Source organism: Bradyrhizobium ganzhouense (genome assembly GCF_049949285.1).
In the GTDB taxonomy this organism is placed as follows: domain Bacteria; phylum Pseudomonadota; class Alphaproteobacteria; order Rhizobiales; family Xanthobacteraceae; genus Bradyrhizobium; species Bradyrhizobium ganzhouense.
The window spans coordinates 6,788,396-6,803,581 of sequence record NZ_CP181318.1; the positions used below are offsets into that span (position 1 = coordinate 6,788,396).

Consider the following 15,186-nt stretch of genomic DNA (forward strand, 5'->3'; position numbering starts at 1 on the left):
GCGCTAGACCGCGACTTCCGCCTTGATGTGCGGATGCGGATCGTAGCCGACGAGCTCAAAGTCCTCGTAGCGGAAGGAGAAGATGTCCTTCACGTCAGGATTGATCCGCATCACCGGCAGCGCGCGCGGCGCGCGCGTGAGCTGGAGCCGGGCCTGCTCCAGATGGTTGGAATAGAGATGGGTGTCGCCGAACGAATGCACGAAGTCGCCGGGCTTCAGGCCGGTGACCTGCGCCACCATCATGGTGAGCAGCGCATAGGAGGCGATGTTGAAGGGCACGCCGAGGAACACGTCGGCCGAGCGCTGATACAGCTGGCACGACAGCTTGCCGTTGGCGACGTAGAACTGGAACAAGCAGTGGCACGGCGGCAGCGCCATCTTGTCGACCTCGGCCGGATTCCAGGCCGAGACAATCAGGCGCCGCGAGTCCGGATTGCGCTTGATCATGTCGACGACGTTGGCGATCTGGTCGATGCTGCGTCCGTCCGGCGCAGGCCACGAGCGCCACTGATGCCCGTAGACTGGGCCAAGATCGCCATTGGCGTCCGCCCACTCGTCCCAGATGGTGACGCCGTTGTCGCGCAGATATTTGATGTTGGTGTCGCCCTTCAGGAACCACAACAGCTCATGCACGATCGCCTTCAGCGGCAGCCGCTTGGTGGTCAGCATCGGGAAGCCGGCGGACAGATTGAAGCGCATCTGATGGCCGAACACCGACAGCGTGCCGGTACCGGTCCGATCCGTCTTCTCGGCGCCGTCTGAAAGAATCCGCTCGAGCAGGTCCTGATACTGGTGCATGTGCGATAGAGCCTTTGGGGAGGCGGCGAACTTAACGGCGCCCCCGGCGCTGCGACAGCGGCGATTCGCTGCCTCCACCGATTATACCCGGAAAAGTGAGCGCTCTTGGCGCAAACGACAAGGGGCGGAACTCGCGTTCCGCCCCTCTCCTATCGGCTTGATTGTGCTGGCTTAACTTGCCGGCTTGAGCACCGGGGTCCACTTCGCGATCTCGCTTTTCACGAGGGCGGCCAGCGCCTCCGGCGTCCGCTCCGCAGGGGTGGGGATGACGCTGCCGAGCTCGAGCAGGCGCTTCTTCACGGTCTCGTCGTCGAGCGCCTTGGCGGCAGCGGCGTTCAGGCTCGCCAGGATCGCGGGCGAGGTTCCCTTCGGCGCGAAACTCGCGTTCCAGGCTTGGGCCTGGAATGCGGGCAGCCCCGCTTCCGCCGTCGTCGGCACGTTCGGCAGCGACGGATTGCGTTCCGGCGTTGCGATCGCATAGGCCTTGATAGTGCCGGCATTGATCTGCGGCACGGCGTTGACGATCTGGTCGCACATGTAATCGACCTGGCCCGCCACCAGCGCATTCATCGCAGGTCCGGTGCCGTTGAAGGGCACGCCGACCGGCTTGACGTCGAGGATGGAGTGCAGGAGCTCGCAGGACACGTGCGAGACCGAGCCGACACCGGCATGCGCCGCGTTCACCTTCTCCGCGTTCGCCTTCACATAGGCGACGAACTCCTTGAGGTCCTTCGGCGGAAAGTCCTTGCGCGCCAGGATCAGGATCGGCGTGCCCGCGAGCAGCGCGATCGGCTCGAAGTCTTTCTCGGGATGGTAGGCGAGCTTCGGATAGAGCGGCACGGACGCGGCGTGCGTGCCCATATGCCCGGTGATCAACGTATAGCCGTCATTGGCCGCACGCGCGGCGCGCGTGGTCGCGGTGGTTCCGCCGGCGCCGACCACGTTCTCGATGATGATGCTCTGACCGAGCGTCTGAGCCATGTGCGAGGTGACGATGCGCGCGACGACGTCGGTCGGGCCGCCCGCCGCGAACGGCACGATCATGGTGATGCTGCGCGTCGGATAGGTCTGCGCTTCGCCTGGTGCGACAAAGCCGCACAGCGATGCGAGCACGGCTGCACATGCGCCGGTGAGCGCGCGAATGGAGGTCATCTCGATCTTCTCCGACATAAACAAAAATGCCGGCCACAAGGCCGGCATTTTCATTTCACGAAGCGGTCACGCAAGTCGATTGGACTTCCGAATGCGGCGCGCCGACGCAGGACATGCCGACGCAGGCGCGACGCCGACGCTGCGCGCGGCGAGATCAGCTCTCGGATTCGGTGAACACCTCGTCGCGCTTGCTCCGCAAGAACGGCAACACCGTGAGCACCAGAAGGAAGGCCGCGATCGCCAGCAGTACGGCCGACAACGGACGCGTCAGGAACACCGTCCAGTCACCGCGCGAGATCAGCAGCGCGCGGCGCAGGTTCTCTTCCATCAGCGGTCCGAGCACCATGCCGAGCAGCAGCGGTGCCGGCTCGAAATCGTGCTTGATCAGCCAGTAGCCGACAAGACCGAACACGCCCGCGAGGATGACGTCGACCGGCGCGTTGTTCACCGAGTAGATGCCGATCGCGCAGAAGATCACGATCGAGGGGAACATCAGCCGGTACGGCACGCGCAACAGCCGCACCCAGATGCCGACCAGCGGCAGGTTGATGATGATCAGCATCAGATTGCCGATCCACATCGAGGCGATCATGCCCCAGACGAGGTCGGGCTGCTTCTGCATCACCTGCGGGCCCGGCACGATGCCATGAATGGTCATCGCGCCCACCATCAGCGCCATCACCGCGTTCGGCGGGATGCCGAGCGTCAGCAGCGGGATGAAGGACGTCTGGGCAGCTGCGTTGTTGGCGCTTTCCGGTGCCGCCACGCCCTCGATCGCGCCGCGGCCGAACCGCGACGGGTCCTTGGCGAGCTTCTTCTCGAGCGTGTAGGCCGCGAACGACGCGATCACCGCGCCGCCGCCGGGCAGAATGCCGAGGATCGAGCCTAGCACGGTGCCGCGCAGGATCGCCGGCGTCGAGTCGATCAGGTCCTTCCTGGTCGGCATCAGGCCGGTGATCTTCTGCTGCACGAGATCGCGATTCATCTCGGCGCCGGCGTCGAGATTGCGGATGATCTCTGCAAAGCCGAACACGCCCATCGCCACCGTCGCAAAGCCGAGACCGTCGGCGAGCTCCGGAATGTTGAAGGCCATGCGCGAGGCGCCGGTCTCGATGTCCGAGCCGACCATCGACAGCAACAGGCCGAACACGATCATCGCGATCGCCTTCAGCACCGAGCCCTTGGCCAGCACGACCGCGAAGATCAGGCCGAGCACCATCAGCGAGAAATATTCGGCCGGACCGAACGCCAGCGCGAGTTTTGTGAGTGGCGCGCCGAGGACAGCGATCAAAACGGTTGCGACGCAGCCGGCGAAGAACGAGCCGATCGCCGCGATCGCCAGCGCCGGGCCGGCGCGGCCCTGCTTGGCCATCGCGTGGCCGTCGATGGCGGTGACGACCGATGTCGCCTCTCCGGGTATGTTGACCAGGATCGACGTGGTCGAGCCGCCATACTGGGCGCCGTAATAAATGCCGGCGAGCATGATCAACGCGCCGACCGGCGGCAGTCCGAAGGTGATCGGCAGCAGCATCGCGACGGTTGCGATGGTGCCGATGCCCGGCAGCACGCCGACCAGCGTGCCGACGAGAGCGCCGATCAGGCACATCAAAAGGTTGATTGGAGAGAACGCGACGGCAAAACCGTGAGCGAGGTTGGCAAAGAGCTCCATGACAGCCTCACTGAGCCAGGAAACGCGGGAACATCGGCATCGGCAGCCCGAGCACGTACGGGAATAGAAGTGCGCAGCCGAGCGTCAGGCAGGCGCCGACGATGATTGTCTCGACCCAACGCGTCTCATGCGTCCCCATCGCCGCGATCAGGAAGCTCACGAACGCCGAAACCACCACCCCAAGCGGACGGATCGCCAAAGCGAAGAAGACGATCGAGGCCATCACGAACAGCGGTCCGCGCCAGGAATAATGCGCCATCGCCGGTCCGTCGGCCAACAGTCCCGTCAATGCGATGCCGGCGCCAAGCGCGACGAGCAGCCCGCCGAACATCCGCGGCGCCGTGCCTGCGCCAAAGGAGAAGCCGCGCATCCCCTGCAAATCGCTCGAGGCCCACAGCGCGAACAAGGCGAGCGCCATCAGAACGATCCCGCCGACATAGTCCTGTGCGGACCTGATCGTCATGAAGATCGTGAGGATCGCAACCGCAAACAGCGGATAGGAATAGATCAGCGCCAGCAGCACATCCGATGACGCCTTCTTGGTGTCACCACCGACTGCGCCGAGCAACGCAGCGGGGCCGCCAACAACCAGCGCGGTGGCGTGGCTGATCACGACGGTGGCCGGGCCGCGCCCGACGCCCCAGCCAAAGATCGTCCCGATCGACCAGATGAATTCGAAAATCTGCGGCGCGATGGCCAGCAGGCAGAAACCGATCGCCACCGATGTGTTTCGTGTGGCTGTCGCCGAGTGGCCCATTGTATCGGCCATGCATGTCTCCTCCGCGACCTGTAAGTCACGAGCACTGTTGTTCTAATCGGCTGGAAGGGATCCCCGGCCCAGATCATTGCCTAGCGATTTTCATCACACAATGCCAGCAAAACCCAACAGCCCCCCTGCGAGCAGAAGCCACAGTGGATTGATGCGCGAGACAGAGGCGATCACTGCAACCGTCGCGGTCAGAAGCAGTGCGGCAATGGTGCGATCGGTCGACTGGGCCAGGATCAGAGCACTCGCCGCCATCAATCCGATCGACAGCGGAACCAGTGCAGCCTGGATCAGGCCGGGCCAGCGCGATTGGCTCGGCCGGTTCAGCAATCGGCTGACATAATAGGCAAGCAGCGCCGTCGGCAGGCACATCGCCAGCGTTGCGGCCAGCGCGCCGGGAATGCCGGCAACGGCATAGCCGATCAAGGTGACGATAAGCACGTTGGGACCAGGCGAGAGCTGCGCGATCGCATAGGCATCCGCGAACTGCTTGTCGGTCATCCAGTGATGCACCTCGACGGCGATGCGGTGCATCTCGGGCACCGCGGCCGCGGCGCCGCCGACCGCGAACAACGACATTAGACCAAAGGTGGAGATCAGCGCCCAGATCGGGTTCTCGCTGCTCATGCTGCTACCTTCCGTCGCATCAGATAGGTGACGCCGATGCTGAGCGGGATCGCGACCAGCAGCACCGCCTGCAACGGCCAGCGAAGCACGCCGATGGCTGTGAACACGCCGAGCATCAGGATGAGCACGACGACGTCCATCCGCTTGAGCAGCGGCGTCATCATACGGAAGACCACCGCGATCAGCAGACCGACCGCGGCGCAGGAGATGCCTGCCAGAATACGACGCAGCACTTCCACGTCCCCAAACCGGGCGTAGATGATCGCGAGCACGGTCATGATCAACGTCGGCGGCAGCAACAGCCCGGTGAAGGCCGCGACACCGCCGGCGATCCCGCGCAACCGCGACCCGAACACCATCGACAGATTGACGATGTTGGGTCCGGGCAGGAAATGGCAGAGCGCAAAGGTCTCGTTGAACTCGTCCGCGGTCATCCAGCGGTGCTGATCGACGATGGCGTGCCGGGCAAACACCAGGACGCCGCCGAAACCGGCCAGCGACATCCGGGCAAATGCCAGGAACAACGCGAGCAGGTTGGGCGGAGGGGCGTGGGCGGCGGGAATATCCGGCTCTTGGGCGGCCGGTGCTGAATCCGGGGACATGCCAACAGCTTAGAACGCGGTCCGCCGCGGGGCCAAGATCAGACAGGAGACCGGTCGGAACCTATCCAAAGGGAACCTCGGCCCGCCCGCGCCAAACCCCTGTCTTTCTAAACCTTTGCCCCCTATATTGGGGTTGCCGGTTCGCCGGCTATGGAAATAAACGGTCGTCGCAATAAACCATTCGGACCCGGGGGCGGTACCCGGCGCCTCCACCAAAGCTCATCGTTCGGCGGGCTTGGCCCACTGGCAAGTGAGCTTCGGCGGGGGCGAAATAGGATCGACGAGGGCGTAAAGGGCGAACTTTTTCCCGGTATTGTTCCGCCGTTATCGGGCTATGCAATAGTTGCCAACGACAACTTTGCTCCGGTTGCTCAGGCTGCGTAACGCAGTTTGAAAGACCATCTTAAAGTCCTAACGGGTTAAGCTCCGTTAGGCGGGGTTCGGAGGCACCTGGCAACAGAAGCCTCCACTTACCTCTGATTTCCTTCCCGGCGGGGACTCCTGCTGACCCGTCAGGCGCGGTACTATTGCGGCTTGGCGAGTTGGGCCGGCAGGGCCCGTCTCCTGGAATGCAACAGGACCACCATGGCGACCGATCATATCCGATACGATGTGCTGGCCCGCGACGCGCTGCGCGGCGTGCTGCGCAAGGTGCTGACCGACGCCGCCGCCCATGGCCTGCCGGGCGAGCATCATTTCTTCATCACCTTCGTATCGAAGGCCGAGGGCGTGAAGCTGTCGAGCCGGTTGCTTGCGCAATATCCGGAAGAGATGACGATCATCCTCCAGCACCAGTTCTGGGACCTGACCGTGCTTGAGGACCGTTTCGAGGTCGGCCTGTCCTTTGGCGGCATCCCGGAGCGGCTGATCGTGCCGTTCAGCGCCATCAAGAGCTTCCTCGATCCGTCCGTGAAGTTCGGCCTCCAGTTCGACACCTCTGACGTCGCCGAGGTGGCGGGCGAGAATTTGCCGGCGCCCCCGGCCCCATCAGCCACGGCAGCACCCGCGCCGGCCACCGAAGCCGCGGAGACCGCGGAAGAGCCGACCCCGCCGAACCAGGGCGGCGCCGAGGTCGTGCGGCTCGATCGTTTCCGCAAGAAATGATCTAGGTTGGCCGCGAGACCGTCGCGCCCGGCCAAACTCCCTATATAGAAGAGCACATGAAGAGGCCGCGCGGCGTTCGTGCGGCAGAATGGATGTGCTCATGGCCAAAGCTGCCCGCGCGAAGACCGCCCGCCCCGCGACCCGCATCGAGACCGACAGTTTCGGTCCCATCGAGGTCCCCGCCGATCGCTATTGGGGGGCGCAAACCGAACGCTCGCGCCAGAATTTCCGCATCGGCATCGATCGCATGCCGATCGCGCTCGTGCATGCGCTCGGCATCGTCAAGCTTGCGGCGGCACAGTCCAACCTCGAGCTCGGCCTGCTCGACAAGCGCCGCGCCAACGCCATCATCCGCGCCGCGCACGAGGTGATCGAGGGCAAGCTCGACGATCATTTCCCGCTTGTCGTATGGCAGACGGGCTCGGGCACCCAGAGCAATATGAACCTCAACGAGGTCATCGCCAACCGCGCCAACGAGCTGCTCGGAGGCGAGCTCGGCAGCAAGAAGCCGGTGCATCCCAACGACCACGTCAACATGAGCCAGTCGTCGAACGACTCTTTCCCGACCGCGATGCACATCGCGGCCGCAAGCCGCGTCACCGCCGATCTCGTCCCTGCGCTTGGCGAGCTGCACCGCGCGCTGCGCAAGAAAGAGAAGGAGTTCGCCAAGATCGTGAAGATCGGCCGCACCCACACCCAGGATGCGACGCCGCTGACGCTCGGCCAGGAGTTTTCGGGCTATGCCGCGCAGGTCGAGAGCGGCATCGCGCGGCTCAAGGTCGCAGTGAAGGATCTCTATCCGCTGGCGCAGGGCGGCACCGCCGTCGGCACCGGCCTCAATTCCAAGCCGCGCTTCGCAAAGCTGTTCGCAAAGCACGTCGCCGGGATCACGAAACTTCCCTTCACCAGCGCCGCCAACAAATTCGAGGCGCTGGCCTCCAATGATGCCTATGTGCTTGCGCACGGCGCCATCAATTCCGTCGCGACAGGCCTGTTCAAGATCGCCAACGACATCCGCCTCTTGGGATCGGGTCCGCGCTCGGGCCTCGGCGAATTGATCCTGCCGGAGAACGAGCCGGGCTCATCGATCATGCCGGGCAAGGTCAATCCGACACAATGCGAGGCGATGACCATGGTGTGCTGCCAGGTGTTCGGCAATCACACCGCCATCACGGTCGCCGGCAGCCAGGGCCATTTCGAGCTCAACGTCTACAAGCCCGTGCTCGCCTACAACATGCTGCACTCGATCCGCCTGATGGCGGACGCGGCGCGCTCCTTCACCGAGCATTGCGTCAGCGGCATCCGCGCCGACGAAAAGCACATCAAGGAGTTGATGGAGCGTTCGCTGATGCTGGTGACCGCGCTCGCACCGAAGATCGGCTACGACAACGCAGCCAAGGTGGCCAAGACCGCGCACGCCAACGGCACCACGCTGAAGGAGGAGGCACTGCGGCTCGGCTTCGTCTCGGCCGACGAATTCGACCGCCTGGTGCAGCCGGAGAAGATGACGAAACCGGGGTAATTCCGAATTCCGATAGTCATCCGTAATGATACGGAGCCCTAAAGCTCATAAATATAAGGCTAAAAGGGCAGGATTTGATTACCGTCAATGTCGTGGCGAGGATGCGTGTTACGCAAGCCTCTCTGGCCTCGACGGGGCGAATTCATCGTTTGATGGCCGACAGGCCGATTGACGAGGACGAGCGAATGACGATCAAGTCTTGCGGGGCGCGACGCGGCGCCCTGTTTCTGGAAGTTTCATCCAGCCTGAAGAGGAGCGGATGATGGAGACGCGGCATGGGGAACGTCATCAACCTGAATCGTTTCAGGAAGCGCGCCGAGCGGGAGGCTTCGGCGAAGCAGGCGGACGCCAACCGAACGAAGTTCGGCCGCACGAAGGCCGAGCGATCGGCGGAGGAGAAGCAGGCGGACCAGGCGAAGGAGCATCTGGACCAGCATCGGATCGACCGCGAGGAGCAGCCATGAAGTCGCCCGTCGTGAAGCGCTCGATCGTGGTCGCCGGCCACAAGACCAGCGTCAGCCTGGAAGAGGCGTTCTGGAACGGCATGAAGGAGATCTCGGGCCTGCGCAACATGACGCTGTCCGAGCTCGTCGGCGAAATCGACGGCGCCCGCCAGCAGGGCAATCTGTCCTCGGCGATCCGCCTGTTCGTGCTCGACTACTTCAAGAGCCGCGCCATGGCCGCCATCCAGCCGGAAAAGGTCCCGGCGCAATAGCGCCGGGGCGCTGTGCCCACGGCTTCGTGATCTGCACTTTAAAATCGCTCTAAGGTGCAGTTTCAGCGCGCGTGCGCGCTTGACCTCCATGCTCTGCGTTGAAAATACAGGGCATGACCGACACCCATGATACGCGCCGCGAGATGCCGCTGGGCCTGGCCAAGCGCGGCTATACCGGCGTCATTCAGCACCTCTCCGCCAAGGACTCCGACTCGGCACTCTCGGACATCGAGCTCGAGAGCCGGCTGATCGAGCTCGGCTTCGTCGAGGGCGCCCGGGTCGAGATCCTGCACGAGGGGCTGGTCGGGCGCGACCCGATCGCCGTGCGTGTCGACAACATCACCATCGCGGTGCGCCGCCGCGAAGCCATGGCCATCATCGTCGCCTGAGATTGCGGCCGGACATCTGATCCCATGGAATTACCCCTTCTGCATCTCGCCCTGGTGGGCACGCCAAACAGCGGCAAGACCTCGCTGTTCAATGCGCTGACCGGCAGCCGGCAGAAGGTGGCGAACTATCCGGGCGTCACCGTCGAGCGCAAGGAAGGTTTTTTCGTCACCCCGCAGGGGCGGCAGGTCTCCGTCGTCGACCTGCCCGGCACCTATTCGCTGCGGGGCCGCAGCCCGGACGAGGAGATCACCCGCGACTTCGTGCTCGGCAAGGCCTCCGGCGAGGCCCTGCCCGACCTCGTGCTGTGCGTGGCCGACTCCACCAATCTGCGCCTGACCATCCGCCTGCTGCTCGAGCTGAAGCGCACCGGGCGCCCGATGATCCTCGTGCTCAACATGTTCGACATCGCGAGCCGCCGCGGCATCTCGGTCGACGTCGCGCGGCTCGCCAAGGAGCTCGGCGTGCCCGTGGTCACCTCGATCGCGGTGCGCAAGGGCGGTACCGCGGATCTGTTGGCGCTGACCGACGAGATCTCGGCGAAGCTTTCCGCCGAACCGGCCGAGAACAGCTGGCGCGCGCTCAGCGTCGCCGAATTGCGCGCGACCCAGCGCGAGGCCGACCGCATCATCTCGGACTGCGTCAGCCTGCCTGCTAGACCCGACACCTGGACCGCGCGCATCGACGCGATCGTGCTGCATCCGGTCGGCGGCCTCATCGTGCTCGCGCTTATCCTGTTCGTGATGTTCCAGGCGGTGTTCGCCTGGGCCCATCCGCTGATGGAGTTGCTCCAATCGGGCTTCGACGCGCTCGGCGACTTCGTCCACGCCACCCTGCCCGGGGGCCTGCTGCAGAGCTTCCTGCAGAACGGTGTGATCTCCGGCGTCGGCAGCGTCATCGTGTTCCTGCCGCAGATCATCATCATCTTCCTGTTCATCCTGCTGCTGGAAGATTTCGGCTACATGGCGCGCGCGGCGTTCCTGATGGACCGTATCATGGGCGGCGCGGGGCTGCATGGCCGCGCCTTCATTCCACTGCTGTCGAGCTTTGCCTGCGCCATTCCCGGCATCATGGCGACGCGCGTGATCGACAACAAGCGCGACCGCCTGACCACGATCCTGATCGCGCCGCTAATGACCTGCTCGGCGCGCATCCCCGTCTATACGCTGATCATCTCGGCCTTCATTCCGGCCAGGGACGTCTGGGGCTTCATCAACCTGCAGGGCCTCGTGATGTTCGGGCTCTATGCGGCCGGCATCACCAGCGCGCTTGCCGTCTCGTTCCTGATCAAGTTCTTCATGTTGCGCGACTATGCACCGGCACCGTTCATGCTGGAGCTGCCGGACTACAAGATGCCGCGGCTGAAATCGATCGCGATCGGCATCTACACGCGGGCAAAAATGTTCCTGCAGCGCGCCGGCACCACGATCTTCTCGATGATGGTGCTGATCTGGTTTCTGGCCTCATTCCCGCAACCGCCCGCGGGCAGTACGGAGCCCGCCATCGGCTTCAGCCTGGCTGCAATCATTGGCAAGGCGATCGAGCCGCTGCTCGCCCCCGTCGGCTTCAACTGGCAGATCGCGGTGGCGCTGATCCCGGGCATGGCGGCGCGCGAGGTCGCGGTCGCAGCGCTCGGCACCGTCTATGCGATCGAAGGCGGCAAGGAAGCGGCCGAGCAGATCGGTCAGGTGCTGGCGACGAAATGGTCGCTCGCCACCGCGCTGTCGCTGCTCGCCTGGTACATCTTCGCCCCGCAATGCGCCTCCACGCTCGCCGTGATCCGGCGCGAGACCGGAAGCTGGGGCTGGATGGCGGCGACCTTCGCCTACATGCTGGTGCTGGCCTATGCCGCGAGCCTTTTGACGTACAACGTCGCGGTCGCGTTGGGGGCCGGCTAGCCTCTCGCAACACCAAAACTGCGAAAACAACCCCATGCACAGTAGACGGGGGGTGTGAAATCAATGGCTTGCGCGTTTGCAAAATCATCCGGGCTACGAACTCCGATCGCCGCTTGACCCGTCGGGCAAAACAGGAGCACGATGGCACTATCGCCCTCGTCGGCATCGCAATCGTCGGAAGCGCGCAACCGACTCCATGGATCATTTCAGCACTGACAGATTGACCGCTGAAAAACTGCGCGCAGATCACCTCGCCGACCTTGTCGCACTCCATCTCGATCCCGACGTCTCCCGCTATCTCGGCGGCGTGCGATCGGCCGAGGTGACGAAGACCTATCTCGCGACCAACATCGCGCATTGGGACCAGTACGGCTTTGGGCTGTGGGTGCTGCGGACGAAAGACGGCGCCTTCGCCGGACGGGCGGGCATCCGGCACATCCTCGTGGACGGCATCGGTGAGATCGAGATTGCCTACACGTTCAAGCGCGATGTCTGGGGCCAGGGGCTTGCGAGCGAGATCGCGACTGCAATGACCGACATCGGGCTGTCGCAACTCAAGCTGCCATCGCTCATCGGCCTGGTCTTTGTCGGACACGGCGCGTCCCGCCGCGTGCTGGAGAAGGCGAACTATCTGCTGGAGAAGAGTACGACGCATCACGGCGAGGACGTCGTGATCTACCGCGCCCAACGGTGAGTATAAATCCGGATTGCCCGCTTCCAGGGTGCCGGGCCGACGAAGCCTAACCGGCACGCAAGGCCTGCAATGACGCAAAGCAGACAAGGCGCTCCGTGCGGCTGATGAGTTTTCCAACCCTCGTCGCGAGCGAGAGCTCCGTCACCAGATCGACGCATTCACTGACAAATCAGCACGGGAGTTTTCGCCTGCGTCAGCACCTTGTTGGTCACGCTACCGATCAGAAGCATCGAGAGTCCGCTGCGCCCATGGGATGACATGACGATGAGATCGCAACCTTTATTCTCGGCTGCTGCGATGATGGCTTGATGAGGTTGCCCGTGCTCCACTTGAATCGGCTCACAGGCGACGCCGGCCTCCTTGGCCGCCTTTGCCGCGCGATCCAATGCGCTCTTGGCCTGTTCCCTGCGCAGTTCGGCATATGTTGCGACTGCTTCACGGAACCGCCCCGTCATTTCTGAAAACGGCTCCACAACGAAGATTACAGATACCTTGGCTCCAAGGGATTTCGCCAGCGCCAACCCGTGCGTCACTCCATGCTCCGCCAGCTCGGACCCGTCAGTCGGAATGAGAATATGCCGGTACATGCTTCGCCTCCCGCTCCTCTGGATGCATCACTGCCTTCCGTACATAAGCTGAGCCCGGATTTCGGATATAGTCTTGAGATAGATCAATCTCCCGGCCTAGCGCCGTAACACCGCACTGTCATCGCTCACGGCTCCATCGTGTAGGAGCGCCCGGGTTCGAGCACATAGATGGTCAGAAAGCGGAGCGGACGGTCCGGGTCGCAGTTGCGAAAGTGCGTATGTGGAAGATCCGCCCGGTCCTGCAACGTCTCGCCTGCGCGATACACTCTCGGCTCGTCGCTGCCATAAGCGGACTCGGCGACGCCTTCGACGATGTAAATCGCGCCCGCGACGGGATGGCGATGAAGCGGTGCAACGCCGCCCGGCGGATAGGTGACCTCGACGACCATGAGTTCCTGATTGCCGGGCAATGGAAGACATTCGAGGATTTTGCGGGTGACGCCGGCAAAGCCTGCTTGTTGCGTGCTTGCGTGAGGGTCGGGACGTTCGACCATGGGGCACCTCCTTCGTCTCGCCTTGAGGTATAGCTATCGCCAAATCGCGGCGAATGCGAAACTAGATCACGGGAAAACGCTTTGAGAATTGGTAAATGAGCGAACCACCTCAAATCATCGCCACTATCGAAGACGCCTGCTCGTTCATCGCCGACTGGTTTGGCTTGAAGGACGATCCGGCCGGTTCGCCGATTGCTCTCCCTTTCGAAATGCCGCAGGCCATCCAAGTCGTCAATCGCCGGCTAGGCCGCCTGTGGCTGGAACATGGAAATGTGCGCATCTTCGACAGCCAGGACACTCTGATATCGCCGCATCGTTACGAGGTGCAACCTGACGGTATCGTTCCCGTGATCCTGGAAAATCAAGGCGTATGGGCGTGTGGGTTCAAACCGGAAACGGGCGCACAATTGTGGGTTACTGGCGATTGGCCCGGCGACCAGGTTGGTTCAAACGCTTGGAGGCTAACGCAGGACGTGGTCGATACTGCAATTGTCTTCGTCATGCTCGCGAATGCCGTATGGACTTCCGCCGGCTGTCAGCTGGATGAAAACGAAAAGGCGACGGAGTTCCGCCGACGTCTATGGACGTTTGCACCGTGGACAGGATTTTCCGGCTTCTGGACGAACGAGGACCGAACTTTGATGCGCATGCAGGGATCGGGTTGGGGCGTCAGCGCGCACCGGTAACTTGGTTATCTGATCCGTCGCAATACCAACGAAACGACGCCCTTACATCACCCCATTCCCGGCCACACCGCCAGCGTGGCTTCGCCCGCCGCAGCTGACTGCCCGCCAGGGTGATCGTCAGTGCACAAGCGCCCCTGGCTGTACAGAGGTGAGCGAGATACTGCGGGGCATGCGGCTGCACGACTGACCGCTGCAGCATCGCCCCCGGATCGGGTCCGGAGGCGATGTTGTCATCGACCTATGTTGCCGTTGCCTTGTCCACCTTCAGGTTCGGCAGGAATGCCGTGAGGATGCCGAGCGCGGGCAGGAACGCGCAGACCTTGAAGACGAACTGGATGCCGGTCCAATCTGCCAGCGTGCCGAGCATCGCGGCGCCGATGCCGCCGATGCCGAAGATGAATCCAAAGAACAGTCCGGCGACCATTCCGACGCGGCCCGGCATCAACTCTTGTCCGTAGACGACGATTGCGGGAAAGGCCGAGGCGAGCACGAAGCCGATCACGACGCTCAACGCGGCGGTCGGCACCGGACCGACATAGGGCAGCATCAGCGTGAAGGGCAGCACGCCGAGAATCGATACCCAGATGACGAACTTGCGCCCCAGCCTGTCTCCGATCGGACCGCCGGCGACGGTACCCGCCGCGACGGCCGCGAAGAACAGGAACTGATAGATCTGCGCATCCTTCGTCTGCAAACCGAAACGATCCATGAGATAGAACGTGTAGTAGCTGGTGAAGCTCGCGAGGTAGATGTACTTCGAAAACAGCAGCGCAATGAGGATGGCCATCGCCTTCGACACCTGGCCTTTTGACAGAGAGGGATGATGCACGGGCGCGTTGCCGGATGGCTTCTTGGCGTGGCCGTTCGCACTGTACCAGCGGCCCAGGCCGGTCAGGATGACGATGCCGGCCATCGCGGCGAGCGCGAACCAGGCGAGCCCGTGCTGACCGCGCGGCAACACGAAGTAGGCCGCAGCCAGCGGACCAAGCGCCGAACCGAAATTGCCGCCAACCTGAAACAGCGATTGCGCCAGACCGTGCGAGCCGCCGGATGCGAGACGCGCGATGCGCGATGATTCCGGATGGAAGATCGACGAGCCCAAGCCCAGCAGCATGCCGCCGACGAGCAGCATTGCGTAGTTCGGCGCGAAGGCAAGCGTCAGCAATCCGATCAGCGACGATGCCATGCCGAACGGCAGCGAATAGGGCAGCGGGTGGCGATCCGTGTAGGAGCCGATGAAGGGCTGAAACAGCGATGCCGTCACGTTGTAGACCAAGGTGAGAAAGCCGATCTGCGCGAAGCTCAGGTCGAAGTCGCCTCGCAGGATGGGATACACCGCCGGCAACAGAGCCTGCATCAGATCGTTGAGCAGATGGCAGAAGCTGGCGGCCCATAGGACTGGGAAAACCGTCTTGGAGGCGGTGCGCCGGAGCGGAATGGTTTGAGCTTGGACGGACACGTCGAATTCCTTCGATCTTCAGCGGT

17 protein-coding genes and 1 other RNA gene are annotated in these 15,186 nt (G+C 63.3%); 9 read left to right on the forward strand and 9 right to left on the reverse strand.

What is annotated here, in order from left to right:
- Window positions 1-3 precede the first annotated feature (3 nt).
- The 6 genes from ACLFLU_RS31475 to ACLFLU_RS31500 form a co-directional block, all read right to left on the reverse strand.
- Window positions 4-798 (reverse strand): thymidylate synthase, encoded by a 795-nt coding sequence (locus ACLFLU_RS31475; protein WP_074118390.1) that lies wholly within the window; start codon window positions 796-798, stop codon window positions 4-6.
- A 171-nt stretch (window positions 799-969) separates the two neighbouring features.
- The gene (locus tag ACLFLU_RS31480; RefSeq protein WP_426408606.1) at window positions 970-1,950 is read right to left on the reverse strand and encodes a tripartite tricarboxylate transporter substrate-binding protein; all 981 of its coding nucleotides are present in this window, start codon (window positions 1,948-1,950) and stop codon (window positions 970-972) included.
- A 154-nt stretch (window positions 1,951-2,104) separates the two neighbouring features.
- Complete coding sequence (locus tag ACLFLU_RS31485) at window positions 2,105-3,619, reverse strand: tripartite tricarboxylate transporter permease (protein ID WP_426408607.1); 1,515 nt, start codon at window positions 3,617-3,619, stop codon at window positions 2,105-2,107.
- A gap of 7 nt (window positions 3,620-3,626) precedes the next feature.
- Window positions 3,627-4,388: a tripartite tricarboxylate transporter TctB family protein gene (locus tag ACLFLU_RS31490; RefSeq protein WP_426408608.1), complete on the reverse strand. Its 762-nt coding sequence runs from the start codon at window positions 4,386-4,388 to the stop codon at window positions 3,627-3,629.
- Between the two features lie 93 nt (window positions 4,389-4,481).
- Entirely contained in the window at window positions 4,482-5,012 is a 531-nt protein-coding gene (locus tag ACLFLU_RS31495; protein WP_426408609.1) for a chromate transporter, read from the reverse strand.
- A complete protein-coding gene (locus ACLFLU_RS31500; protein ID WP_426408610.1) occupies window positions 5,009-5,614 on the reverse strand; it encodes a chromate transporter in 606 nt (201 codons plus the stop codon). Before ACLFLU_RS31500 ends, ACLFLU_RS31495 begins: the two co-directional genes overlap by 4 nt.
- Window positions 5,615-5,710: 96 nt before the next feature.
- Here ACLFLU_RS31500 and ssrA point away from each other — a divergent pair.
- From ssrA to ACLFLU_RS31540, 8 genes are all read left to right on the forward strand, one after another.
- Window positions 5,711-6,085, forward strand: a transfer-messenger RNA (tmRNA) gene (gene ssrA, locus ACLFLU_RS31505).
- Window positions 6,086-6,199: 114 nt separating this feature from the next.
- Entirely contained in the window at window positions 6,200-6,718 is a 519-nt protein-coding gene (locus ACLFLU_RS31510) for an SspB family protein (protein WP_426408611.1), read from the forward strand.
- 88 nt (window positions 6,719-6,806) lie between these two features.
- The gene (gene fumC, locus ACLFLU_RS31515; protein ID WP_426408612.1) at window positions 6,807-8,240 is read left to right on the forward strand and encodes a class II fumarate hydratase; all 1,434 of its coding nucleotides are present in this window, start codon (window positions 6,807-6,809) and stop codon (window positions 8,238-8,240) included.
- A gap of 275 nt (window positions 8,241-8,515) precedes the next feature.
- Window positions 8,516-8,704 (forward strand): DUF4169 family protein, encoded by a 189-nt coding sequence (locus tag ACLFLU_RS31520; RefSeq protein ID WP_426408613.1) that lies wholly within the window; start codon window positions 8,516-8,518, stop codon window positions 8,702-8,704.
- Window positions 8,701-8,955, forward strand: coding sequence for a ribbon-helix-helix domain-containing protein (locus ACLFLU_RS31525; protein ID WP_027529561.1), 255 nt, complete (start codon window positions 8,701-8,703; stop codon window positions 8,953-8,955). Before ACLFLU_RS31520 ends, ACLFLU_RS31525 begins: the two co-directional genes overlap by 4 nt.
- Window positions 8,956-9,068: 113 nt before the next feature.
- Window positions 9,069-9,344 (forward strand): FeoA family protein, encoded by a 276-nt coding sequence (locus ACLFLU_RS31530; RefSeq protein WP_426408614.1) that lies wholly within the window; start codon window positions 9,069-9,071, stop codon window positions 9,342-9,344.
- A 24-nt stretch (window positions 9,345-9,368) separates the two neighbouring features.
- Entirely contained in the window at window positions 9,369-11,240 is a 1,872-nt protein-coding gene (gene feoB / locus ACLFLU_RS31535; protein WP_426408615.1) for a ferrous iron transporter B, read from the forward strand.
- A 196-nt stretch (window positions 11,241-11,436) separates the two neighbouring features.
- A complete protein-coding gene (locus ACLFLU_RS31540; RefSeq protein WP_426408616.1) occupies window positions 11,437-11,934 on the forward strand; it encodes a GNAT family N-acetyltransferase in 498 nt (165 codons plus the stop codon).
- Between the two features lie 158 nt (window positions 11,935-12,092).
- Here ACLFLU_RS31540 and ACLFLU_RS31545 read toward each other — a convergent pair whose 3' ends face one another.
- The gene (locus ACLFLU_RS31545) at window positions 12,093-12,521 is read right to left on the reverse strand and encodes a universal stress protein (protein ID WP_426408617.1); all 429 of its coding nucleotides are present in this window, start codon (window positions 12,519-12,521) and stop codon (window positions 12,093-12,095) included.
- A gap of 125 nt (window positions 12,522-12,646) precedes the next feature.
- On the reverse strand, window positions 12,647-13,015 hold the full coding sequence (locus ACLFLU_RS31550; protein ID WP_426408618.1) for a cupin domain-containing protein: 369 nt from the start codon (window positions 13,013-13,015) through the stop codon (window positions 12,647-12,649).
- 95 nt (window positions 13,016-13,110) lie between these two features.
- Between ACLFLU_RS31550 and ACLFLU_RS31555 the strand changes: the two genes are divergently transcribed.
- A complete protein-coding gene (locus ACLFLU_RS31555; RefSeq protein WP_426408619.1) occupies window positions 13,111-13,701 on the forward strand; it encodes a hypothetical protein in 591 nt (196 codons plus the stop codon).
- A gap of 238 nt (window positions 13,702-13,939) precedes the next feature.
- On the opposite strand, the gene ACLFLU_RS31560 is transcribed toward ACLFLU_RS31555, so the two are convergent.
- Entirely contained in the window at window positions 13,940-15,160 is a 1,221-nt protein-coding gene (locus tag ACLFLU_RS31560; protein ID WP_426408620.1) for an MFS transporter, read from the reverse strand.
- Between the last annotated feature and the right edge of the window lie 26 nt (window positions 15,161-15,186).